This is a genomic window from Parabacteroides sp. AF19-14 (assembly GCF_003635485.1).
Classification (GTDB): Bacteria; Bacteroidota; Bacteroidia; order Bacteroidales; family Tannerellaceae; genus Parabacteroides; species Parabacteroides distasonis.
The window spans coordinates 284,652-308,712 of sequence record NZ_QTMJ01000005.1 but is presented as its reverse complement, the minus strand read 5'-3'; the positions used below and the strand labels follow the sequence as shown (position 1 = coordinate 308,712).

Here is a 24,061-nt window from a genome sequence, read left to right as displayed (position 1 = left end):
AATGGATCAAAGATACTAATTTGAAAGCAAATCACAACGATATTAGACATAGGTAATTGAAAATTGATGATGTTTCCAATGGATCAAAGATACTAATTCGAAAGCAAATCACAACACCTTATTGATAGACCATTTACCAAATATAGATGTTTCCAATAGATCAAAGATACTAATTTAAAAACAAATCACAACACAAGCCAACCGTCACCATTCGCCCCAAGACTGTTTCTTGTGGAGCAAAGATACTATTTTAATAAATACTTAACCTTCTTCAACTGATCCTTTACTCGGTAACACCCTCCGTTATTTTTACAATCAATTGTTAAGTCATTTAATAAATTCATATATCGCATATCTATCCATTCTTTTATCAATGGGGCACAAAAGTAAGCGAACTAGGGAAACTTTGCTAAAAAGACTATAACTTTACGGCAGAAAAGATAAAGAGACAACAACAAAGATTGAGAATGGACCTAAAAGAGAGACTATCAAGCCGCTGTCATATAGAGGATATCCATGAGATATTATTTTATGTACAAGGGAACCAAGAACGGAAAGCAGAGCTATACGATCTGATATTCGATCCGGATGATGCCGTTAGTTATCAAGCGTTATGGGTCTGTAGCCATTTCTCGACCAAGGAAAACGAATGGCTATATGATAAACAGGATGAGCTGATAAATGAGGTGCTTAACTGTAAGCACTCCGGAAAGCGACGCATTCTCTTGAACCTGCTTGTACGACAGCCCCAGGCGAATCCCCCACGGGTAGATTTCCTGAACTTCTGCCTGGACCGGATGCTTTCAGCGAAGGAATTACCCGGTGTGCAAACGCTTTGCATGAAACTGGGATATGAGTTATGCCGTCCCATTCCAGAGCTATTACAGGAATATAAGACACTACTCGATCTGGCGGAACCCGATTTACTACAAATCTCTTTGCGAACCGTACGTAAGAACATCTTAAAAAAAATACGATAAAACATGAGAAAGATTTTCACACTATTCTTCTGTGCCGCCTCCTTGGCCACAGGACTAGCGCAACAAGAATCCTATTTTACCAATCCCGTGATCCACGGTGACGTAGCCGATCCTTCCATTATTCGGATCGATCAGACTTACTATATCACCGGCACCTCCTCGGAATGGGCCCCCTATTATCCGGTTTTCACCTCTACCGATTTGGTGAACTGGCAGCAAACCGGACATGTATTCGACGAGAAGCCGGAATGGACTAAATCCTCATTCTGGGCTCCGGAATGGTATCAGCATAAAGGGAAGGTATATGTCTATTATACGGCCCGGAAGCAATCGGATAACATCTCGTGCATCGGTGTCGCCGTGGCGGATTCACCTACGGGCAAGTTCAAGGATTACGGCCCGGTGGTAGAGTTTGGGAAGGAAGCGATAGACGCATTTATCTTGGAGGACAAAGGCAAACTTTACATCAGTTGGAAGGCTTATGGATTGGATAACCAACCCATAGAGTTATTGGCCTGTAAGTTGACGGACGATGGGCTTCGCCTAGACGGAAAGCCTTTCAGCCTGCTGCGTGACGATGAGCGTCAAGGTATGGAAGGTCAGCATTGGTTCAAGAAAGACGGATATTACTATATCATCTACTCCGTGAGAGGCTGTTGCGGCCCGCAGAGCGATTACGCCGTATCCGTGGCTCGCTCGAAAAAGCTGGAAGGTCCTTACGAGAAATACCAAGGAAACCCGATCTTGCACGGAAGCAAGGAGGTTCTCTCCATCGGTCACGGAACGATTACGACAACACCGGACGGACGCATGTATTACCTATGCCACGCTTACCAGCCGGGAAGCGGCTTCTACCAAGGTCGCCAACCTTATCTGCAAGAGGTGAGAATGGGCGAGGATCATTGGCCTCACTTCGTAACCGGGGAATATGCGAGCCGTGCGCAACCCATGCCATTTGCCGAGTCCGCACAAGTGCCGGTATTCGATTTCTCGGATGATTTCACCGGTGCTACTTTGCGTCCCGAATGGAGTTGGAACTATCCTTACACGGATGTCAAGACCGAGATCAAGAACGGTAAACTATCTCTATCCGGAACACCGAAACCCGGCGTAAAGACCGGAGCGGCACTTTGTTTACGCCCAACCTCCCCGGATTACACGTTAGAAACAGCGATCGTAAACCGGAATGACAGTTGGAAAGGAATCACGATGTACGGAGACGCAAATAACCTAATCACCTGCGGATGCGCAGGAGACCGTTTGATATTGAAATATATCCTAGAGGGGAAAGAACATCCATTGGCCGATCTTCCTCTTCCCGCCTCGCCTTTATATCTACGGATGAAAGTGACCGACGGTACGCATAGCACGTTCTACTGGAGTAAGGACGGACAAGCATGGAACAAGATCGTCGGCGAAGCTCTCTCCGCGAAAGAGACCCGGTCGTTGATCCAATGGGATCGTATCTCCCGTCCGGGATTGTATCAAGAGGGAGATCCTACGGCACCGGCCGTTTATGCTTATTGTCTATTAAAAAATGAATGATGGAATCTAAGTTTCACACGTTTGCCCAACCGATACAATCGATCCCCTTACCGGAACGATTCACGTATCCTTTTCACTATACACCGCATCCTCTATGCGTAATAGCGGCTGAGGAAACGCAGGCATACCTGAAAGAACGAACCGAATGGCGGGAAGAGTTACAAGCCGGAAAAATGTTCGGCGTATTGGTGGTTCGTACTCCCGCCGGAGAGGTCGGCTATCTGGCCGCGTTCTCCGGTAACCTAGCGGGGAAGAATGTACATCCTTTCTTCGTCCCCCCGATCTATGACCTATTACAACCGGATGGTTTCTTCCGGCAAGAGGAGGAGCGGATCAATGAGATCAATGCCCGTATCCGAACCCTGCAAGCCTCTCCAGCTCTCGAAGACGCACGGTCGAGGTTACAAAGCACGATCGAATACTGCGATTTCGTATTACAGGCCGCAAAAGACTTGATGAAAAAGAGGAAAGAGGAGCGCGACCGACTTCGGCAGTTCCCTCTCACGGAAGAAGAGACCACACTTCTTATTAAAGAGAGCCAACACATGAAAGCCGCTCACAAGCTAACCAAGAAATCATTGCGGTCTATACTGGAGGAGGATCAAGCCAAGGTGGATCGGCTTGAGCAGGAGATCGAGCAACTGAAGCAAGAACGCAAGCGACGGTCGGCGGCCTTGCAACGTAAGTTGTTCGAACAATTCCGAATCCTGAACGCCCGGGGCGAGGTGAAGGACTTATGCGAACTGTTCGCCCCTACCTACCAAGGTGCGCCGCCTGCCGGAGCGGGTGAGTGCGCCGCCCCTAAACTCTTGCAATACGCCTACCAGCATCAGTTAGAGCCGATCGCCATGGCAGAGTTCTGGTGGGGCGATTCTCCCAAGACGGAGATTCGGCACCATGGATATTATTATCCGGCTTGCAAAGGAAAATGCGAGCCGATCCTCCATCATATGCTACAGGGATTGCGGGTAGATGAGAATCCGTTATTGGCGGACTCTCACCGGGAGACGAAACTGGATATCCTTTATGAGGACGACTATTTGTTGGTCATCAATAAACCGGAAGGTATGCTCTCCGTTCCCGGCAAGGGAGACGCGGACTCCGTCTATCAAAGGCTATCGATCCTTTACCCGGAAGCCACCGGCCCAATTATCGTACATCGCTTGGATATGGCGACATCCGGCTTGCTACTCGCCGCCAAGACCAAAGAAGCGCATCAGAACCTGCAAGCCCAATTCAAGAACCGAACCATCCAGAAAAGGTATATCGCCTTATTAGAGGGTGAAGTTCCCCAAGATGAGGGCGAGATTCGTCTCCCGCTATGCCCCGATCCATTGGACAGGCCCCGGCAAATCGTAAGCGAGGAGTTCGGGAAACCTGCCCTCACGCGCTACCGGGTATTGGAACGGACTTCCGGAAAAACCCTTATCGCCTTTTATCCCCAAACCGGACGTACCCACCAGCTACGGGTACACGCCGCCCATCCCCTAGGTCTTCATTGCCCCATCCTTGGCGACGAGCTTTACGGACGAAAGGCGGAACGGCTCTATCTGCACGCTGAATATCTAGCATTCACGCATCCTATCACTTTCGAGAGGATAGAGATACGTGCCAAGATTCCATTTTCTCAACACTAAAATTGTCTATTATATCCAATAACTAAACAGATACTAAAGATGAGAACTATCAGAAGTAAAATATTAATAGCCATGGGATGGGTAATGCTTATTAGCGTCATTGTTTTAGGCTTCTTCGGCATCCCTACTGGTATACTACTGTGCGCCTTGATAGGACTAGCCTATGGAGTCTATAAACAAGATAAGCCTTTCCGTCTATATTCTTCTATCGCCCTGATTGCGACTATCGCCTTTTTCATCGTCTTCTATATACAACTTCAACATATGTAAATAACCGTATCAAATCCCTGTAATCATTATGGAAACAAATTATCAAAAGTTCTTGGCGGGCGAGTATTGCAACCATCTGGATCAAGAAGTCCTGCAAATGATCGTCCAGACGAAAAACCTACTCGCTCGTTTGAACGCAACCAATATAACCGACAGCGCTACAAGAGATGCCCTCTTACGCCAAATGCTAGGAAGCATTGGCAAGTATTCCAGCATTGATATAAATTTCCATTGCGAATGCGGGAAGCACATCTTTATTGGTGACAAGGTCATTATCAATATGAACTGTACGTTTTTAGACGATAATATTATCAAAATAGGAAATAACGTCCTCATCGCCCCCAACGTACAATTATATACGGCTACGCACCCGATAAATGCGAACGAACGCTTCGTGAATGATTGGGACGAACGATCGGGGGATTTATTTTTCAGGACAAAAGCCCTCCCCATCACCATTGAAGACAATGTTTGGATTGGTGGTGGAACGATCGTCTTACCCGGCATCACGATCGGGAGGAACAGCGTGATCGGGGCAGGCAGTGTAGTGACAAAATCCATTCCCACCTATAGCGTGGCCGTCGGTAACCCATGTAGAGTGATCAGAGAATTACCCAAAGAAGACTTATAAGAACTTGCCACCCATTAAAATCACCGGCATTTCCTAGGCGCTCCATGCCATGAGCATCCTAGGCAAAATACCTCTGTCAAGTCAAATCCGGACAGATCCGTAGTGGGATCTTTGGGAACGACCTCCCCATTCTCGTGAACATACACTAAAAGACGTTCCCCTGCCGCATTCTTTACATACATAGAAGGGATATCACACTGCGGACACCGATACTTTCTCATCATCTAATCTTTTCTTTATCTTTTTATAAACATACAAAAACGCAGGTATCAAGAATAAGTCAGCGGCAACCCAAGCCAACGGATCACCGAAGCAAACGCCCAAGAACCCAAAAGCGGGAACCGCATACAAGCTCACCAAGACACGTGCGATCATCTCTGAAACACCCGAGAGCATCGCAAGGTTGCTAAAACCTACCCCTTGTATCGCGTAACGCAAGATACACAGTAGCCCGACAGCCGGGAAGAACCAGCAAGAAATATGCAAAAACTGCTCCGTATAGTCCAGTATCTCGACCTCAGATGGAGCCACAAACAACAAGGCCAGCCAACGAGACCCCAGCATCAAGATCATCCATGTAGCGGCGGCATACGTAAGCATCATCAACGAACTCACTTTAATTCCCTGCAAAATACGCTCTGGCTTTCCCGCCCCATAATTCTGTCCGCAATACGTAGCCATGGCGATACCCAAACTCTCAAAAGCGCAAATGAAGAACATCTTGATACGGGCGGCGGAAGTAAAGGCAGCGACACAGGCCGTGCCCAAGGCGTTATTGGCGCTCTGCAACATGATACTGCCAATAGCGGTAATAGAAAATTGCAATCCCATCGGAACCCCAATCGCCAATAAGGTACGGGCCAGCCCGGCATGAAACCTTCGATCCTCAGAGGAAGTAGCCCGTAAGATCGGAAATTTCCGAAGCATATATAAATAACATAGAATGGCGGAAAGCCCTTGCGAGAAAACCGTAGCGATAGCCGCTCCCATCACACCCCATCCTAACCCCAAGATGCAGAATAAATCCAAGAAAACATTCAAGACCGTAGAGAACAGCAAGAACCAGAACGGAGTCTTGCTATCTCCCAAAGCCCGCATGATACTTGCCAACAAATTATAGAAGAATGTACAAGGAATACCGATAAAAGTAACAAACAAATAATCATAGGCCCCATCGAAGATATTCCCGGGTGTCTGCATCCCCCGCAAGATATCCCGGCAATAGAAACCGGAGATAGCGGCGATCACCACGGACATCACCGTAGCCAATTGCAACCCCACCGCCACATAACGGCGCATCGTCGCATAATCCCTCGCCCCGAACTTTTGAGCTACCGGGATGCCAAAACCAGCGCAACATCCGTTACAGAATCCCAGAATCAAGAAAATCACCGAGGTACTGGCTCCTACGGCAGCCAGCGAATTAATACCTAGAAATTTACCAACGATAGCGGCATCGATCAAAGAATAAGTCTGCTGAAGCAGATTCCCTAATAACAATGGCATCGTGAAACTGAATAGAAGAGGGAATACAGCACCCCTCGTCATCTCTTTTGAGTTTGCCATACATCTAAATTAAAAGGATAAACAAAGAGGATAGAAAAACTGATTAGTCATCGCAAAGGTAACAACCCTAAGGTAAAACGCAACTCTCTCCATCATTATTTCAAACCGGAATTCACATAAAATAACAATGCCCATCGTAAGGTCTTTACAATGGGCATCGTAAGGTGCTTAGAATGCCTATTGTAACAGGCTTACAATGGGCATCATGGTTTTCTTATTCCAAAGAGAATGAATAGGGGCGATCACTATCCTGCGTACCTCGCTGTTTATTAGGGGTATCGCTCATTTGGTATTGAATTTTTGCGCCACCTAGCAACTGCTCATGTGTCAAGAAATTGCGGGTGTATGTCTTGCCGTTTACTTTCATACCCTTGATGTAACGGTTCTCCCGATCAGCCTTGTCCGCTTGGATCAACACCTGCTTTCCGTTATCCAGATGGAGTTTTACGGATTTGAACAGAGGAGTACCTAATACATATTGGTCGGTGCCCGGACATACGGTATAGAAGCCTAAGGCAGAGAACACATACCATGCGGAAGTCTGTCCGTTATCCTCATCGCCGCAATAGCCATCCGCCTCAGCGGTATAAAGTTTGTGCATGATCTCGCGCACCCAGTATTGGGCTTTCCAAGGCTCGCCGGAATAGTTGTATAGATATACCATATGCTGGATGGGTTGGTTTCCGTGGGCGTATTGTCCCATATTCATTACTTGCATCTCACGCATCTCATGGATCATACCGCGGCTATCCATACCCAAACGACTAGGCATCTTGAAGACGGAATCCATCATGTGGTTGAATTCCTTCTTTCCTCCCATTAAGTCGATAAGACCTTGCGGGTCGTGGAAAACACAGAAACTCCAATGCCAGCTATTACCCTCGCAGAAATCACGGCTCCAGTCCGTACCTTTAAAAGAAGGGTTGAACTCGCCCTTATCAGAGCGTCCGACCATCAACTTATATTTTGGGTCGTACACATTCTTATAGTTGTTAGCCCGTTGCTTGAAGATATCGATCTCGCTTGCCGGCTTGCCTAGTTTCTTTCCTAACGCATAAATTGTCCAGTCATTATAAGCATATTCCAAGGTACGAGCTACGTTTTGTCCGATACCGATATTATTCGGTACATAACCCAGTTTATTATACTCCTCGTAAGCGACACGACCGGAAGCCGTTCTCGGCAGTTGGCTATTCGCGTCATGCTTCAAAGCTTCCCAAAGCGTCTCGATATCGTATCCTCTCAAGCCTTTGATATAAGCGTCGGCTACCACGGAAGCGGAGTTATTGCCGACCATGCAATCCCGGTGGCCCGGACTTGCCCATTCCGGCAAGAAACCGCTCTCTTTATAAGCGTTCACCAAACCTTCCTGCATCTTTTGGTTCATCTCCGGATACATCAGGTTCAAGAAGGGGAAAAGACAACGGAACGTATCCCAGAAACCGGTATCGGTAAACATATAGCCCGGCAAGACCTCACCGTTATAAGGGCTATAATGCATGACTTGCCCTTTGGCATCGATCTCATAGAAGCTACGAGGGAAAAGCAAGGAACGATACAAGCAAGAATAGAAAGTACGCAAGTTATCGATGTTCGTATCCTCTACCTCGATCTTACCTAATTCCCGGTTCCAGATTTCCTTCCCTTTGGTCACTAGCTGATCGAAACCAGTATCTTCCACCTCACGCAAGTTCAACTCGGCCTGCTCGGTGCTGATGAAAGAAGAAGCCACGTTGGCATGCACCACCTCGCCGGCCTTTGTCTCAAAACCGATGATAGCGCCGGCATGGTTTGTCTTCACCTCCGACTCATCCAACTGGATCGCCCCGTTCTTAACCGTAGAGGAGAACGTGAATGGCTTATCGAATTGGATCACGAAATAATTCTTGAAGTTACGGGGAACACCGCCCGTGTTCTTCGTGGAATAACCGATGATCTTACGTTCCGCAGGCAATACCTTTATATAAGAGCCTTTATCGAAAGCGTCGATGACGATATACGCTTTCTTGGTTTCCGGGAATGTAAAGCGGAACTTAGCCGCACGTTCCGTCGGAACCAACTCGGTAGTCACGTCATGATCGGCTAGATAGACCCTATAATAATAAGGTGTAGCTACTTCCCCTTTGTGAGAGAACCAGCTAGCCCGTTTCTCCTCGTCGAAGACCAAGCCTTCGGTAGTAGGCATAATGGAGAACTGCCCGTAATCGTTCATCCACGGGCTCGGTTGATGGGTTTGCTTGAATCCCCGGATCTTATCCGCGTCGTAGCGGTAGGTCCAGCCGTTCCCCATCTCGCCGGTCTGGGGAGTCCAGAAGTTCATACCCCAAGGCATGGCCGTGGCCGGATAGGTATTTCCGGTAGATAATTCGTACTTGGATTGGGTACCGACTAACGTATTCACGTAGTCCACAGGATTCTCTACGGCGGAAAGCTGCATGCAGCAGGCTATCCCCATCGCTAAGATTCCTTGCTTGAAAAAAGATGTTTTCATGTTTATAAGAATATTAATATTGTCTGTATTGTAGAGACGGGGCGTGTCCCGTCTCATCCCTGCAAAATAGTAATTTAAGATACTATCAGTCTGTGGGAGACGGGGCACGCCCCGTCTCTACAACTTGGTGATTGTGTAGGCTGTAACGTTGGCCGCTTTCCGGACAAGTAGCGAATCCTTCGGAGTCAAATACAAGGCGATGGCCGTACTCGCTTACCCAACCGATCTGCCGCGATGGATTTCCTACGACCAGCGCATAAGCCGGAACATCCTTCGTTACCACCGCCCCGGCACCGATCATGGCATACCGCCCGACCGTATGCCCACAGATAATCGTAGCATTAGCTCCAATCGAGGCTCCCTTGCCAATCACCGTCTCCTTATACTGGTCTTTCCGAGAGATAGCGCTACGCGGATTGGTTACATTTGTAAACACGCAACTAGGCCCCAAGAACACATCATCCTCGCAAATCACCCCCGTATAAATAGACACATTGTTCTGTACCTTCACGTTATTCCCTAAGACCACGCCCGGCGATACGACTACATTCTGGCCGATATTACACGCCCTGCCAATCACGCATCCCGTCATGATATGGGAAAAATGCCAGATATGGGTTCCTTCCCCGATCTCACAACCGGCATCGATTACCGCTGTCTCGTGCGCTTGATAACTCATATCAATCCTCTTATTTATAGATTAGGAAAATAGTAGGCTTCTTGCTCAGATCGGGAACTTTACCCGCCCATTCCTTGACCGGGCGAGTATGGATATACTCATCCTCACAGGTTATATTCGAGGCGATACACAGTTTCGTAGACGGACGGCACGTACGGATCAACTCCTCGGCCAGTTTATTATTCCGGTAAGGAGTCTCGATAAACAATTGCGTCTGATGCTCGGAATAAATTCTTCCCTCCAATTTCTTGATCGTGTTCGTTCGCTCGGAAGCATCAATCGGCAGATAACCGTGAAAAGCGAAACTCTGTCCGTTAAAGCCCGATCCCATCACCGACATCAAGATAGACGAAGGCCCTACCAACGGTACCACCGGATAATCCTTCCGTTGGGCGATAGCCACTACGTCAGCACCCGGATCTGCGATCGCCGGACAACCCGCCTCCGAGATCACGCCTACGCTCTCGCCTTTCGCCAAAGGAGCCAGAAAACCAGCTACTTGTTCCGGTGAGGTATGTTTATTCAGCTCATAAAATGTCAAGTCATCGATCACGATCCCCGGCTCCACCTTTTTCAAGAAACGGCGTGCCGTACGCACGTTTTCCACGATAAAATGCCGGATAGATAAGATCACGTCACGGTTGTACTCTGGTAAAACACGGCGATGTTCCGTATCGCCCAAGGTAACTGGTATAAGGAAAAGAGATGCTCGCATACTGTTTGTTTTCCGCGAAAGTAGTACTTTTGCCGCAAACTAACAGAATAATCATGGCACTTCCTATTGATTTTATTACCCGTACACGGGCTTTACTTGGCGAGGAGTTCGATCGTTTAGAGGCAGCGTTAAACGCTGATGTTCCCGTAAGTATCCGTATCAACTCGATGAAAGGGACTCCCGCTCCCAAAGCAGGTGCTCCGGTTGCTTGGTGCGAAAGCGGTTTTTATTTGCCGGAACGGTTGTCTTTCACCTTCGATCCTCTATTCCATGCGGGGGCCTATTACGTGCAGGAAGCGTCTTCCATGTTTCTGGAACAAGCGATCAAGGCATACGTGAAAGAGCCGGTACGTTGCTTGGATTTATGCGCCGCCCCGGGTGGCAAGTCCACGCATCTGGCGAGCTTATTGCCGGATGGAAGCCTGTTAGTGAGCAATGAGGTGATCCGCAGCCGGAGTTATGTATTGGCCGAGAATATCGCTAAATGGGGCCGCCCGGACACGATCGTTATCAATAATGACCCGGAGGAGATCGGCGAGGCATTGCCTCATCTGTTCGACGTGATCGTCACCGACGTACCTTGTTCCGGTGAGGGCATGTTCCGGAAAGATACGGATAGCACAGGCGAATGGAGCGTAGATAACGTACGGCTTTGCGCCTCCCGTGGGCGGCGCATCATCCATGATATCTGGAACGCCTTGAAACCCGGAGGTATCTTGATCTACAGTACATGTACCTATAATACGGAAGAGGATGAGGAGAACATACATTATATAATAGAGGAGCTGGGAGCCGAGGCATTGCCTATCCCTACCCAAGAGGAATGGCAGATCACCGGCGCCCTCCGGTTTGAACATCCGGTTTACCGCTTCTTCCCGCATAAGACACGGGGTGAAGGCTTTTTCCTCGCCGCCCTCCGGAAAGCGGAAGGCGAGATCGAGGAGATTCGTGTCAAGTCCAAAGGGAAAAAAGAGCGAGGAAAAGCCGCTCCGTCCATCCCACAGGAGGCCCGTCTGTTCCTTTCGGATGAAACTTCGTTTTCTCTCGAATGGAACGGCAGTTTCCTTCGAGCGTATCCCAAAGCCCATTCGGATCTATTTTCACTCATCAATGCCAAGCCTTTACGGGTACTTTCCGCCGGTATTTGCCTAGGAGAAGCGAAAGGGAAAGACTTTATCCCATCTCAAGAGCTGGCTTTAAGTACTGCCTTAACCCCCAATGCATTTCCATCCGTGGAACTGGAATGGGAAGACGCTATTAAATTCTTAAAGAAAGAGGCGCTCGTCTTACCCTCCGGCATAGATAAAGGATATGTGTTGGTACGCTACCAAAGACTTCCGCTAGGTTTTGTAAAGAACCTTGGCAACCGGGCCAATAACCTGTATCCGCAAGAGTGGCGTATACGGACGGGATATATTCCGGAGGAAATCCGGTTGTTTCAATAAGCACATCAAGATCAGAAATAATATCGGATTAACGTTCACATAAAGGCGATATTAGATTAAAGCTCATTGTCAAGCAAAGCCATAAAGGTATCAATATCGATCAACTCAACCTTTGGAAATTCTATTGTTTTAAGTATATCGAAATGATGATCTTGGCTCACTATATAAGAGGCATTTGCAGCAATGGCACAATCAACAAATTTATTATCATCCACATCCGCTTGAATCAAGTTAAAGCGGAAATGCGCATCCAGTCTCAGCGTGTTTTTACGAGTAATTATCGCCTTGATGATATTTTGAGCTATTTCACGACTCATTTTCAACGTGAGAATCTCTTCGTACTCCGTTAATATCTCATTCGTGTAACATAATACATACTTTTCCGCAAAGAAATCTTTCCAAACCGCATAATAACGACCTCTTCTTGAAAGAGATATCAAGAGGCAATTCGTATCCAACACGATCCTATTCATCTCGCCGAGTTATAAGGAGTCCGTAAATGTTCTTGCTTCCATTGATCTATGACCGTATCATTGATCTGGCCGCTATCCCACAATGAGTCGATCGCCTTTTCCGCTTTCTGAGCGAAGTAATTCGATAGCATATCCTTAATCTCGTTTAACGTATCCTCACTTTCCACATACGACATTAAATCCAATATCTGTAGCTGCGCCGCATTAAAAACAGTTCTTTCCATATCTCATTCTTTATTTACTTATCACAAAGATAACACTTACTAGCCAAACATTCATGCTTTTAATAAAATAATCAATGTCCTATAAACCGAAGCGTAAACAAGGCGGCCTCCATCCGGCGGATCAAGTTCGCCTTTTTTGATTCCGGGGCATAGACAAAGCTTTCCGCTACGATAACCCGCCCTTTTTTCTTGTCGAGCAGGGCATGGCTGACAAACGGGCCGCCCATCTTATCTCCTTCCATACGCCAAAGACCACGCAATACGCCGCGGTATTCGCCACGGTAGGTGATCGGCTCGTAAGAAAGCTCGAAGCGCTTCTCAGTCTTCATATAAGAATTCGGGAAAGAGCCCGGTACGTTCCGCCTCACTACAGAATCACGCATAGCGACCAGATAATCTTCGGTAAATGCCTCTTGAGCCGTATAGGGAAAACTATATACCAAGATATCAGTCCGTCCCCTATTTGCGTTATTCGAGCCCCAAAAGAAATCGGTCTCTTCCTTATAGGCCGACATATCTTCCGGCACGAACAGCGAGATACCGAAACGGGACTTCAACTTCTCATTGATCCAACTGCTATGGCTCTTAAAAAGTCCAACTATCCAACGTTCCCTTTCCACTCGATTGAAATGGTTGACCAACCGTCCTTCATTTAATAAAAGGAACTCGGTTAAAGCAGCGGTAGTCGGAGCATACAGAGTCACAACATTCTGACCGCTGGCCCATTCATCGGGACTCTCTCTTGTTCCAGCTTTCGTATACCGATTAGGATCTACGGATACGATCAAGATATTTCGTACGTATCGTAATAAACCGGAAAAGCCCGATGGCTCCGAATAGGTGACACGCATAGATGCTTCCGCTTGAGGCAAAGCAGGTATCGGCGCTCGCAATTGTTCTTGCAGCAACTCCCCCACCTCACCATTCCATGCGTCTCGATCCATTACAACCACCACCTCGAAAGGCCATCCGGTAGCCCGCCGTAGCGAGGCCACCGGAGAGGACGAAATCCAATCACAAGCGGAAAGCCCCACCATTAGGCTAAGGCAGATCCATAGTAGTACAGTTTGTGTTCTCATAGCATTCCTGATTATTCGTTCTTAAAAATTAAATCACACACCGCAAAAGTACAGGAAGGATCGTAAAGAGGAAAGAAATGGTACCGGACAAAACAAGCGAACATCAAACAACTAATAATCACACATATAAACCACGCAATGGGAAATAAACGGATAATATTGCCGGACAATCACGACAAACAAAATAACTTTAAGCTTTATAATAAACGGACATAGGCATCCAAATCCGTCTTTTCATCCAAGCCTAGACGTTTTTTTAAACGGCCTTTCGATTTGGTTAACGCATCCGGAGTATTATTAAACACGGCTAGTTGCTCCTTTCGGGAGAAATTCCATTTGATCAAGCAACATATTTCCTGCTCATGGCGGGTAATACTGTATTTATTTCTCAGATCGGTTAAGAAGTTATTAAACAGAAGATCGGTCATACCAATAATCTCAGCCCATTCCTCTTTACTTGGATTCACATGGAGAGGATCATCTTTAAGGGCACATAAAAGCTTAGGTACATCCACATCTACTTTTCCGGTAGCATTGTCCAATAAGTTATTATCGCCGGAAAGAACAAGGATCTCTCTCTCCAACTGCTCCATCTTCTGGCGATAGGCCGTCAGCTCCGTCTCGATCCGGTCATAAGCCTCCGAGCGGATGACCAGAGAATCCCGTTCCCGCTCCAAGCGTACGACTTGCTCTTGATAGGAGGCTAATTGTTGTTTATAGCGATACATATTCGCTTTATTCTGCCGAATGCGAGAACGGACAGATTCATTTCTCTCCCGGATACGTCCCGTACGTACTCCCAACAAAAAGCTAAATACCACCGCCACGATCAAGGCTAAGCAACCAGCCCCCCAATCAACAAATCCCCAAAACTCCCCCATCCCGGTTACCGTATGGATTTATTTCTCAAATAATCATAGATAGCCAATTGCGAACGCACTTTTACCGGATTATCATCACTCTTAAAATTATTACGTAACTCGCCATCCAAATAACAAGCTTTCACGTTGTCACTTAGCTGGATATTCAAGATATCGATTATCTCCCTCTTCAGATCCGGATCGAGGATCGGGAAAGCCGTCTCGATCCGTCGGTTCAAATTCCGACGCATCCAATCAGCCGAGGTAAGGAAAAGATCCTCCTGACCATCATTCAGAAAATACCAAACCCGTGAATGCTCCAAAAACATATCCACGATACGAGTAACCCGGATGTTAGCGCTATAAGGTTGGTTCGGTACCAGGCAACAAATCCCCCGAACAATCAGATCGATCTCTACCCCCGCCTCACTCGCATGATAGAGTTCCTCGATCATATGTTGGTCATGCAGTCCGTTCATCTTTAATATGATCCGTCCTTTTCGGCCTTCCCGCACATGCTCGATCTCCCGCCGAATCCTACCTGTCAATTCCGAGACCATATTGAAACGGGCCACCAACAAATGGCGGAAAGTAGGTTCTTTCATACGCCCTTCCAAAACAGCGAATACTTTATTGATATCCGTAATAATCTCCGTATTCGAAGTCAATAACGCCATATCCGAATAGATCTTGGCCGTCTTCTCATTGAAATTACCGGTACTCAAATAGGCGAAATCACGCCGTTTAAGTCCCTCGGACGTATCCTTCCGAAGAATGACCGCGACCTTCGCATGTACTTTCAAGCCCGGAATACTATAAATGATACGAATACCGGCCTGCTCCATACGCTCTGCCGTACTCATATTATTCTCCTCGTCGAAACGGGCTTTCAATTCCACAAATACCGTCACTTTCTTACCATTCTGGGCAGCGCTGACCAGCGTATTAATCACGGCCGAATTCTCTGCCACTCGATACTGGGTAATCTTGATCTCATCCACCTTCGGATCAAAGGCCGCCTCCATCAAAAAGCGGATCAAATAATCAAACGACTCATAAGGGAAATGCAATAAGATATCCCGCTTCTTCACGGCCTTGAATACCGACCCCATCTCATCGAGGAAAGGCACACGCATAGGCACCGGTGGCTGCTGCTCTAAATGTTTTCCCGCCGGATTCGGCAATTTCATCAAGTCCTGCAAATTATTATATCGTCCACCTAACACCAAGTCCTCCGACGTAATACCAAAGGCATCGCAAACAAAAGCCAGAAAATCATCCGGCATCGCTTGATCATACATAAAACGGCTCAAGGCTCCGATCTTGCGCTTCTTCACCTTCTTACGGATATTCTCCACGATATTCGCTCGGCTCTCATCATCCAAATAAATATCCGCATCCCGGGAAATCTTGATGCTGTAACAGCCATCAATAATATAACCGGGAAAAACATTCTGTAAATTCGCACGGATAATGTCGTCGATAAACATGATATAATATTTCCCGTCATGCTGAGGCAACTCTATAAAACGGGGAACTTTCGCATAAGGAATCTTCATCAACGCATAATGATACTCGGGTACGAAGCCCGGCTCATTCATCCGCTTGCTCCGCTTAATCATACGGATCACAAGGTAAAGCCGACGATCCCGGATAAACGTACGTATATCACCGGCTTGAATCATGACCGGCGACAGGAATGGGAAAACCTCCTCATTAAAGAAATTATGGACAAACTCTTCATGGAAAGGTTCCGGCTTCTCATTCTGGTATAAGTAAACATTCTGGCGATTCAATTCCGGCAATATCTTCTCCGAGAAAATACGGTAATAGTCCCGTTGCTGGCGGTTAACCTCCCGGGTGATAGCCGCCAAGGTCTCTTCCGCCTCAGCTGCGCTCTCCTCCGAATAATTCTTTTTCATGATTACCCCCCGATGTTCCGCAACCCGGATCTCATAAAATTCTTCCAGATTCGAGGAATAGATAGAAAGGAACTTAATACGCTCATAAATAGGCAGCGTATCATCTTCCGCTTCCAGCAAGACACGGTAGTTAAACGACAACCAGCTTAAGTCCCGTTTAAAATATTGATATGAATTCTCCATAATATTCTTATCTTAGGCGTGTAAATATAGATACTTTCGAGCAATAAAAGAAATTGTTATGATTAAAGTTGGATTGCTTTCAGACACCCATGCGTACTGGGATGATAAGTACGCCGAATATTTTAAAGATTGCGATGAAATCTGGCATGCGGGCGATATAGGCTCCGATCTTTTGGCCGCGAAATTCGAGGCATTGAAACCTTTCAGGGCCGTATACGGAAATATAGACGGACAAGCCATTCGCCTGCAATATCCTAAAGTAGCTCATTTCAAGGTAGAAGACGTGAACGTTATGATGACTCATATCGGAGGTTATCCGGGCCGCTACAATCCCGAGATCCGCAAAGAATTATACGATACACGGCCAAATCTATTCATCTCCGGACATTCGCATATCCTGAAAGTAGTATTCGATCGAAGCTTGAAGTGTCTGCATATGAATCCGGGAGCGGCTGGGAAAAGTGGCTTTCATCAAGTACGTACCTTATTACGTTTCGTTATTGAGGGAAAGGATATCAAAGATTTGGAAGTTATAGAGCTAGGGAACCGGGCATTATAAATGATTAGTTACCGCAACAGAAACTCTCGGCGAAAAGAATCGTATTTTGCAAATAAGCGAACTCTTTCTCAAAATATTCGCTAAACACCCCGGAGCTCAAGTTCTCCTCGATTTGTTTCGCTGTCCAAAGCTTTCCGCTACGGCGCTTACATTGATTTAATTGCTCTTCCGTACGTAAACAAATAACATAGAGAGATACCAAATGTTTCACCTTCTCGTTCTCAAATGTATAACGGATCAGGAAGCGTGGAGCAATTGATTTATCTTGCGCCAAACTTCCGAGAGTCTCTTTGACCGTGCTATCTATACTATGTCGGAAGAGCACGTAATTATGGAACGGATAATCCATCGTATCCGGAGAGACAAACTCATCCTTACTTCGTCTCACCAGATATAACATACCATTATAAACAACGGCGATACGCACGATCGGATGATAGTATTTCTTCGGTAAAGAGCGGCTGACCGAACGTGCGATACAACCGATCACCTTCCCATTGTCATTCAATACGGGAACCCACATTTCCTTTTTCAAGCTACCTTGCATCAAGGACAAACGTATTTGCTCATAAACAATGACCAAAACACCGATTACCAATCCCAACTCCCGGTATAAGAAACGTTCGGTACGCATATTCTGCATCGTTTCCGGCAAGATACTATATAACAAGATGATGAAAAGATGCAACGTGTACAGGTTCTGTACCAACTGAGCGAGGAAATAAAATTCGTTCAAGGTAGTACGAAGCAAAGTACGTTTAAAAGAGGGACGTTTCGAATCGCGTATACGTTGTATGACCGTTCTCCTCGTGAACCCCACGATCGCTAACGCCACGACCAGTAATACTTCCGTGATAAGAGGAGAGTATATAAACAACACAGGTTCAAGCTTGAGACAAAGAAATACGGAATATAAGACCAATGTGCCCGCCGATGGCAGAAGCATAAATTGGTATACCTTATCCTTGCTCAACACCTGAAACAAAAAAATACAAACAAAACAGAAAGTAACCCCAATTATAAAAGATAATAAATAAGAAAAATAGTTATCCAAAAACATGAATAACAACAATGGCAATAAACCTATCGCCTGATTATCTAGACCTTTCTTTACTCTGTTCATTCCTTCCCCCCCTTTAGTCCACTTTTATATTAATAACAACAAAGATTGTCAAAAGTTCATGAATCATATATGCTTTTCCGCATGGTACGACGAGCGAACCAGCGGAGCGCTCTCTACTTTCTTAAAACCTTTGCCAACGGCTTGCTGTCTATAATATTCAAAACATTCAGGAGTCACATATTCAGAGACGGGAATATTCTTGCGAGAAGGCTGTAAATACTGCCCGATTGTTAAAACAGAAACACCCGCCAGCAAAACATCATCCATTAATTCAAGCACCTCATCCTCGGTCTCACCCAGTCCGACCATGATACCAGTCTTGGCTACCACACCCCGCTCAGCGATTCGTCGCAAAACGGATAAACTCACGTCATACTTTGCGGCGCTACGCACTTGCGGACTGATACGGCGTACAGTCTCCATATTATGGGAGATAATCTCAGGCGCCGCATCCACGACCTGATCAACCAGATCCAATCGTCCTTGAAAATCCGGGATTAAGACTTCCACGGTCGTTTGAGGATTCACCTCTTTGATCGTACGGATCGTATTTACCCAATGAGAAGCGCCTAAGTCAGGTAAGTCATCACGATCAACGGACGTGATCACCGCATGCTTGAGATTCATTAAACGGATGCTCTCCGCTACATTCGCAGGCTCTTTCGGGTCCAACGGAAGAGGTTTACCCGTTAGCGTATTACAAAAACGACAAGAGCGAGTACAGATCTCACCACCGATCATGAATGTAGCTGTTCCCCGGCTCCAACATTCACCCATATTCGGGCATTTACCACTTGTGCATATTGTGTGAAGGCAATGAGATTCAACAATACTTTTTGTCTTCGTGAATTGCTCATTTCCGCCAAGCCGGATCTTCAACCAATCCGGCTTTCTTAAATGCTGCGCCATGTCTTACAAATTATTGAATAAATAATTAGCCATCTTCGTATACAAATGGTAACGGGTATTACCACCGTATATGCTATGATTCCGATCTTTATAAACATGCATATCGAACTGCTTACCCGCTTGAACCAAAGCCTCGGCATATTCCATTGTTTGCATAAAATGAACATTATCATCGGCGGTTCCATGAACCAGCAATAACTTGCCTTGTAAGTCTTTCACCCGGCGTAACGGGGAGGTAGCCGCATAGCCCTCGAAATTCTCTTGCGGGGTACGCATGAAACGCTCCGTATAAACGGAGTCATAATATTTCCAGTCCGTCGGAGGAGCTACAGCGATACCCACCTTAAACGTTCCGTTTCCGGTACTCAAGGCCATCAACGTGTTATAACCTCCGAAACTCCAACCCCAGATCGCGATACGATCCTTATCGATATAAGGTAACTTGCCCAACGCTTGCGCAGCCTCCACTTGGTCTCTGGATTCCAGCTCGCCCATTCTCAAATAAGTACATTTACGGAATGCCTCACCACGGGCACCGGTTCCACGACCATCCACACATACCACGATAATACCATTTGAGGCCAGATATTGCTCCCAATCGAAACCGTATTGATCCAATACTTGCTGGGAGTTAGGACCACTATATTGCGTCATCATCACCGGATATCTCTTCGACGGGTCAAAATCAGCGGGTTTTACGATCCAAGCGTTGAACTCATAATCCGAAGCCGTATGTACCTTCATAAATTCCTTCTTAGCAAAAACATATTCCTTCAGCTTACTCTTCAACGCGGCGTTATCTTGCAGAACACGTAGTTCCTTTTTGGTCTTCGTCTCATTCACCGTAATCTTCGCCGGGGTATTCGCATTGGAATAGGTATTCACGAAATAAGCGAAATTGTCACTAAAGACCGCCTTATTCATACCCTCTTCCGTAGAGAGTTTTGTCTTCACGCCTTTAGCGTCGATCTTATAGATAGAACGGCGGATCGGGCTTTCTTCGGCAGACTCGTAATAGAAAGTCTTCGTATTCTCATCCACGCCCAAGAACTTCGTGACATCCCAGTTCCCTTGAGTTACCTGACGTTGCATAACACCTGTCGGGGAATACAAATAAATATGGGAATAGCCATCTTGTTCACTCACATAGGTAAACCCATTGTTCAAGAACTGGATAGAAGTCAACCAATCAGAATCCACGTAGCATTTATTTTCCTCACGCAAGATCAAACGGAACACACCGCTCTTCGGATTTGCATAATACATATTGAATACATTCTGCTGGCGGTTCAATGTCATGATAGCCAACTGATCCGGATTCTGCGTGAAAGTAATGCGGGGAATATAGAAGTCTCCTTCTACCGGGACCTTCATCTCCTTCGTGTCTTTGGTAACTACGCTATAAGAATGTACGGAAACCTTTGAATTCTTCTGCCCGGCCTTTGGATATTTATATTCGTAATACCCCGGATAAAGTCCCTCACCATACATCTGCATAGAATATTCGGGCACCTCGGACTCGTCAAAACGGACAAAGGCCAGATACTCGCTATCGGGAGACCACGCCATTAGATTTGTCACCGCAAATTCTTCCTCATACACCCAATCCGTGATGCCATTCAATATCTTATTCAACTCACCATCCTTGGTGACTTGTACCTCCGTGTCGAAATCAAACTTACGTATCCAAATATTATTATCCCGTACATAAGCGCACATACGACCATCCGGCGAGAAAGTCGGGATCATTTGCTTCCCCTTGGCATCGGAAATAGGCTTCACATAATTACGACGCACGTCATAATCATAAACTACCGCCTTAGTAGAGCGACGATAAATAGACTCCGTATCCCTCCAAACCAAGATATGATGCCCGGTACTGCTGATTGTATATCCATCAAAATCCGTAAAGGTACATTCACGAGCTTTACGGGCATTAAACAATGTATCCACAGGATTTCCCGTACGATAGGAATATTTAATGATCATACTCTTATCGGCGTTCATGGCTGTGTAGTGTTCTCCATCCGGCAGGGATCGCATCTCTCCGATAGCCGTCACTTGACGAAATTTCCCATCGGTTATTTCTTTTAAGTCAACATGCTTGCTTCCGGTTTGTGCGGCCACACATCCGAATACGGCCAACGAAAGCAATAAACTAAAACCTAATCGTTTCATTTATACTCTTTATTTCAGATTGAAACGCGAAGTTAGCATAAAAAAGTGATTCAAATTGCGAGAAATCGTATCTTTGTCTTATGAAAAAAACTAAACGATATTATGAATTTGGGGATTTTCTACGGGATCTATTCAAATTCAAGGTTCAGAAGATTTCCATAAACGCAGGCTTCACCTGCCCGAACCGAGACGGGTCTAAAGGATGGGGCGGTTGCACCTATTGTAATAACCAAACATTCAGTCCAGAATACTGTCATACGGAGAAAAGCGTTACCGAGCAATTAGAGGAAGGCGTACGTTTTTTTTCCCGCAAATATCCGGATATGCGGTATCTGGCCTACTTCCAAGCCTACACAAATACATACGACCGATTAGACTCTCTTATTCGCAAATATGAGGAAGCGCTTGCCTATCCCGGAGTGGAAGGATTGATTGTCGGCACTCGTCCGGACTGTATGCCGGAAGGTTTATTGGATTATTTCGCAGAGCTTTCCCAGCGAAAATTCGTCATGATTGAATATGGATTGGAAAGTACGCTTGATAAGACCTTAGTCCGCATAAACAGAGGGCATACCCATGAAGAATCGGAATCCGCTATCCGTCGTACGGCGGCAAAAGGTATTTACACCGGGGCACACCTGATACTCGGACTACCGGGAGAAAGTAGGGATGAAATATTACACCATGCGGATGTCTTATCACGCCTCCCGATCACAACACTTAAACTGCACCAATTGCAGCTAATCAAGAATACCCGCATGGCGAAAGAGTTCAAGGAAGATCCTTCTGATTTCCATTTATATACGGCTGATGAATATATCGAATTAGTGATTGACTTCATAGAACGACTGAACCCCTCTATCGTAGTAGAGAGGTTCGTATCACAATCCCCCAAAGAGCTACTGATCGCACCGGATTGGGGTTTAAAGAATTTCGAATTTACCGCTAAGGTAAATAAGCGGATCGAGGAAAGAGATACACGGCAAGGACGACTATTTCAAGTCTAAGGCGACATCACCATAAAAGGTAATAGCCTGTTTATTCACGGGTGTCACATTGATTGTTACCGAGCCATTCGGATAGACTTCCACCCGAAACATGTATACATCCTCTTTGGTCTTTACACGGAACTTGATTTCGTAACTGCCTTTCTTTTTAGAGGTTTGCTCCTTCTCTGTCGCCACTTCTTTAAACGTCAAGCCCTCTCCACCACCATAAGGAGCAGAGTAAGCACGTCCAAAGTAAGGAAGATAAGACAGGATCGAGTCACCATGTATTTCCAATGAGTAGGGGGAAGTAAGATTGACGGATCTCCCGGCCATCGGTACGGCACGATCCACATCGATCTTAATACGACCGCTATCCACGATCTCCCTCACTACTCTCTCTTTTTGCTCCTTCCGCTCTTGCTTACTTTGAGCAAAAAGGGATTGCCCCGCACAAAAAAGGACAATCCCTAAAAATCCAACTAACCTTGTTAATCTCATAACCTTAATAAACTAAACACACTATTAATCACTCTATATAGTAAAGACAATCCTTCGGGTGAATAGTTTAATCTAAAAAGGTCAAATTAAGGCTGTTTATATTTCATTATCATATTAACGCAAATTATCCAAGATATAATCCTGTACGGTAAAATCTTTCCGTACGATCGTATCACCGGGAACACGTTCGTCTGTCGTGATCGCTAAATTCTCATCGCCTAAGACTTGACGGCTCAAGAAGCTCATGATATCGTATTGGTTCCGGGACATAGGAAGCCCAGAGATCTCGTGCCCCGCATTCTCTACCTTATAAAAATAATAGGAAGCTTGAAGATTTTCCAGACTTTTCGCTACAGCGGATGATCCCCATAAACCGCCGAGGTTCTCCATAGCGGCTTGTTCAAAAGGAACGGTTTTATCCGCATCGCCATGGAATAGCATAATCGGACAAGGCATCTTTTCCCAATGTGGAGGAAGCACACCAGAAACCGCACCGGCATATGAGATCACACCGGCATAGTTGAAACCTGCCGGTAGCCTTTTCGCCAACTCATGTCCGTTACATAAATCATACTCTGCCTGCAATACCGTAATCGCCCCGGCACTCGAACCGCTCGCTACGATCTGCTCCACATCGATGTTCCAATCCGAGCTTTGGTTGATCACGAAACCGGTAGCATCATAAAAATCCTCTACCGCCGTATCGATCGCATGCTGCAAGGCCGCGATAAAGTCCATCGGAGAAGAGACTTTAGAAGGATCCAGATTCTTCAAGGTGGTACGATAATCCGTAGAAACGACCACAAATCCGTTTCGGGCGAGGAACTCGAAATAGGGAATATATCCTTTATCCGCCTTATCTCCCCCTTTAAACCCACCGCCAAAAGCAAAAATCATCACAGGCTTTTTTGAGGCGGGCGACATAGAAGTCAACTCATACTTGTCCAAGGACAATGTATCTGTCCCTTTTATAGAGAATACGAAATTCTCTTTTTGAACTTCCACATTCGCCACAGGTTTAGGCTGCATACAGGCGAACGAACAGACGATCCATAAAGCAAATAGCGAATACACCCAATTTCTGTTCATCTTATTTTCGTATTAG

At 46.2% G+C, this 24,061-nt stretch carries 23 protein-coding genes; 8 read left to right on the top strand and 15 right to left on the bottom strand.

Annotation, left to right across the window (positions count from 1 at the left end; all coding sequences use genetic code 11):
- Positions 1–467 precede the first annotated feature (467 nt).
- Genes DWX33_RS07770 through DWX33_RS07750 form a run of 5 tightly spaced genes read left to right on the top strand, consistent with a single transcriptional unit; the run spans position 468 to position 5,063 of the window.
- Positions 468–980, top strand: coding sequence for a hypothetical protein (locus DWX33_RS07770; protein ID WP_122380146.1), 513 nt, complete (start codon positions 468–470; stop codon positions 978–980).
- Positions 981–983: 3 nt separating this feature from the next.
- On the top strand, positions 984–2,525 hold the full coding sequence (locus DWX33_RS07765) for a family 43 glycosylhydrolase (RefSeq protein ID WP_122380145.1): 1,542 nt from the start codon (positions 984–986) through the stop codon (positions 2,523–2,525).
- Positions 2,525–4,162: an RluA family pseudouridine synthase gene (locus DWX33_RS07760; RefSeq protein WP_122380144.1), complete on the top strand. Its 1,638-nt coding sequence runs from the start codon at positions 2,525–2,527 to the stop codon at positions 4,160–4,162. Before DWX33_RS07765 ends, DWX33_RS07760 begins: the two co-directional genes overlap by 1 nt.
- Before the next feature lie 39 nt (positions 4,163–4,201).
- Positions 4,202–4,432 (top strand): hypothetical protein, encoded by a 231-nt coding sequence (locus DWX33_RS07755; protein WP_121960947.1) that lies wholly within the window; start codon positions 4,202–4,204, stop codon positions 4,430–4,432.
- 28 nt (positions 4,433–4,460) lie between these two features.
- Positions 4,461–5,063 carry a sugar O-acetyltransferase gene (locus DWX33_RS07750; protein ID WP_005854288.1) on the top strand — a complete coding sequence of 201 codons (603 nt, stop codon included), beginning with the start codon at positions 4,461–4,463 and terminating at the stop codon, positions 5,061–5,063.
- A gap of 20 nt (positions 5,064–5,083) precedes the next feature.
- Here the strand turns inward: DWX33_RS07750 and DWX33_RS07745 are convergent, their stop codons facing one another.
- The 5 genes from DWX33_RS07745 to DWX33_RS07725 form a co-directional block, all read right to left on the bottom strand.
- A complete protein-coding gene (locus DWX33_RS07745; RefSeq protein WP_005864247.1) occupies positions 5,084–5,287 on the bottom strand; it encodes a hypothetical protein in 204 nt (67 codons plus the stop codon).
- Positions 5,256–6,629 carry an MATE family efflux transporter gene (locus DWX33_RS07740; RefSeq protein ID WP_122380143.1) on the bottom strand — a complete coding sequence of 458 codons (1,374 nt, stop codon included), beginning with the start codon at positions 6,627–6,629 and terminating at the stop codon, positions 5,256–5,258. The genes DWX33_RS07745 and DWX33_RS07740 overlap by 32 nt, the downstream gene beginning before the upstream one ends.
- Positions 6,630–6,843: 214 nt before the next feature.
- A complete protein-coding gene (locus DWX33_RS07735; protein WP_122380142.1) occupies positions 6,844–9,120 on the bottom strand; it encodes a GH92 family glycosyl hydrolase in 2,277 nt (758 codons plus the stop codon).
- Positions 9,121–9,205: 85 nt separating this feature from the next.
- Positions 9,206–9,799, bottom strand: coding sequence for an acyltransferase (locus tag DWX33_RS07730; protein WP_005864242.1), 594 nt, complete (start codon positions 9,797–9,799; stop codon positions 9,206–9,208).
- Positions 9,800–9,809: 10 nt separating this feature from the next.
- The gene (locus tag DWX33_RS07725; RefSeq protein ID WP_005864241.1) at positions 9,810–10,514 is read right to left on the bottom strand and encodes an SAM-dependent methyltransferase; all 705 of its coding nucleotides are present in this window, start codon (positions 10,512–10,514) and stop codon (positions 9,810–9,812) included.
- Between the two features lie 53 nt (positions 10,515–10,567).
- Here DWX33_RS07725 and DWX33_RS07720 point away from each other — a divergent pair, with 53 nt between their 5' ends.
- The gene (locus DWX33_RS07720; RefSeq protein ID WP_122380141.1) at positions 10,568–11,959 is read left to right on the top strand and encodes an rRNA cytosine-C5-methyltransferase; all 1,392 of its coding nucleotides are present in this window, start codon (positions 10,568–10,570) and stop codon (positions 11,957–11,959) included.
- A gap of 56 nt (positions 11,960–12,015) precedes the next feature.
- Here DWX33_RS07720 and DWX33_RS07715 read toward each other — a convergent pair whose 3' ends face one another.
- From DWX33_RS07715 to DWX33_RS07695, 5 genes are all read right to left on the bottom strand, one after another.
- Entirely contained in the window at positions 12,016–12,432 is a 417-nt protein-coding gene (locus DWX33_RS07715) for a putative toxin-antitoxin system toxin component, PIN family (RefSeq protein ID WP_122380140.1), read from the bottom strand.
- On the bottom strand, positions 12,429–12,656 hold the full coding sequence (locus DWX33_RS07710; RefSeq protein WP_122144601.1) for a hypothetical protein: 228 nt from the start codon (positions 12,654–12,656) through the stop codon (positions 12,429–12,431). Before DWX33_RS07710 ends, DWX33_RS07715 begins: the two co-directional genes overlap by 4 nt.
- A 71-nt stretch (positions 12,657–12,727) precedes the next feature.
- Entirely contained in the window at positions 12,728–13,735 is a 1,008-nt protein-coding gene (locus DWX33_RS07705; protein WP_122380139.1) for a DUF4837 family protein, read from the bottom strand.
- A gap of 197 nt (positions 13,736–13,932) precedes the next feature.
- Complete coding sequence (locus tag DWX33_RS07700; protein WP_005864237.1) at positions 13,933–14,616, bottom strand: hypothetical protein; 684 nt, start codon at positions 14,614–14,616, stop codon at positions 13,933–13,935.
- Between the two features lie 5 nt (positions 14,617–14,621).
- Entirely contained in the window at positions 14,622–16,700 is a 2,079-nt protein-coding gene (locus DWX33_RS07695; RefSeq protein WP_122380138.1) for an RNA degradosome polyphosphate kinase, read from the bottom strand.
- Between the two features lie 58 nt (positions 16,701–16,758).
- Here DWX33_RS07695 and DWX33_RS07690 point away from each other — a divergent pair, with 58 nt between their 5' ends.
- Positions 16,759–17,259 (top strand): metallophosphoesterase, encoded by a 501-nt coding sequence (locus tag DWX33_RS07690; protein WP_009018034.1) that lies wholly within the window; start codon positions 16,759–16,761, stop codon positions 17,257–17,259.
- 4 nt (positions 17,260–17,263) lie between these two features.
- Here the strand turns inward: DWX33_RS07690 and DWX33_RS07685 are convergent, their stop codons facing one another.
- From DWX33_RS07685 to DWX33_RS07675, 3 genes are all read right to left on the bottom strand, one after another.
- A complete protein-coding gene (locus tag DWX33_RS07685; protein ID WP_005854270.1) occupies positions 17,264–18,382 on the bottom strand; it encodes a hypothetical protein in 1,119 nt (372 codons plus the stop codon).
- Positions 18,383–18,445: 63 nt separating this feature from the next.
- Positions 18,446–19,291 (bottom strand): lipoyl synthase, encoded by an 846-nt coding sequence (gene lipA / locus DWX33_RS07680; protein WP_005864229.1) that lies wholly within the window; start codon positions 19,289–19,291, stop codon positions 18,446–18,448.
- Between the two features lie 3 nt (positions 19,292–19,294).
- On the bottom strand, positions 19,295–21,469 hold the full coding sequence (locus DWX33_RS07675) for a S9 family peptidase (RefSeq protein ID WP_122380137.1): 2,175 nt from the start codon (positions 21,467–21,469) through the stop codon (positions 19,295–19,297).
- An 80-nt stretch (positions 21,470–21,549) separates the two neighbouring features.
- Between DWX33_RS07675 and DWX33_RS07670 the strand changes: the two genes are divergently transcribed.
- The gene (locus DWX33_RS07670; protein WP_009275623.1) at positions 21,550–22,476 is read left to right on the top strand and encodes a TIGR01212 family radical SAM protein; all 927 of its coding nucleotides are present in this window, start codon (positions 21,550–21,552) and stop codon (positions 22,474–22,476) included.
- Here DWX33_RS07670 and DWX33_RS07665 read toward each other — a convergent pair.
- Entirely contained in the window at positions 22,462–22,956 is a 495-nt protein-coding gene (locus DWX33_RS07665) for a DUF4251 domain-containing protein (RefSeq protein WP_122380136.1), read from the bottom strand. The genes DWX33_RS07670 and DWX33_RS07665 overlap by 15 nt on opposite strands.
- Before the next feature lie 114 nt (positions 22,957–23,070).
- Positions 23,071–24,045, bottom strand: coding sequence for a S9 family peptidase (locus tag DWX33_RS07660; RefSeq protein ID WP_005867275.1), 975 nt, complete (start codon positions 24,043–24,045; stop codon positions 23,071–23,073).
- Positions 24,046–24,061: the final 16 nt, after the last annotated feature.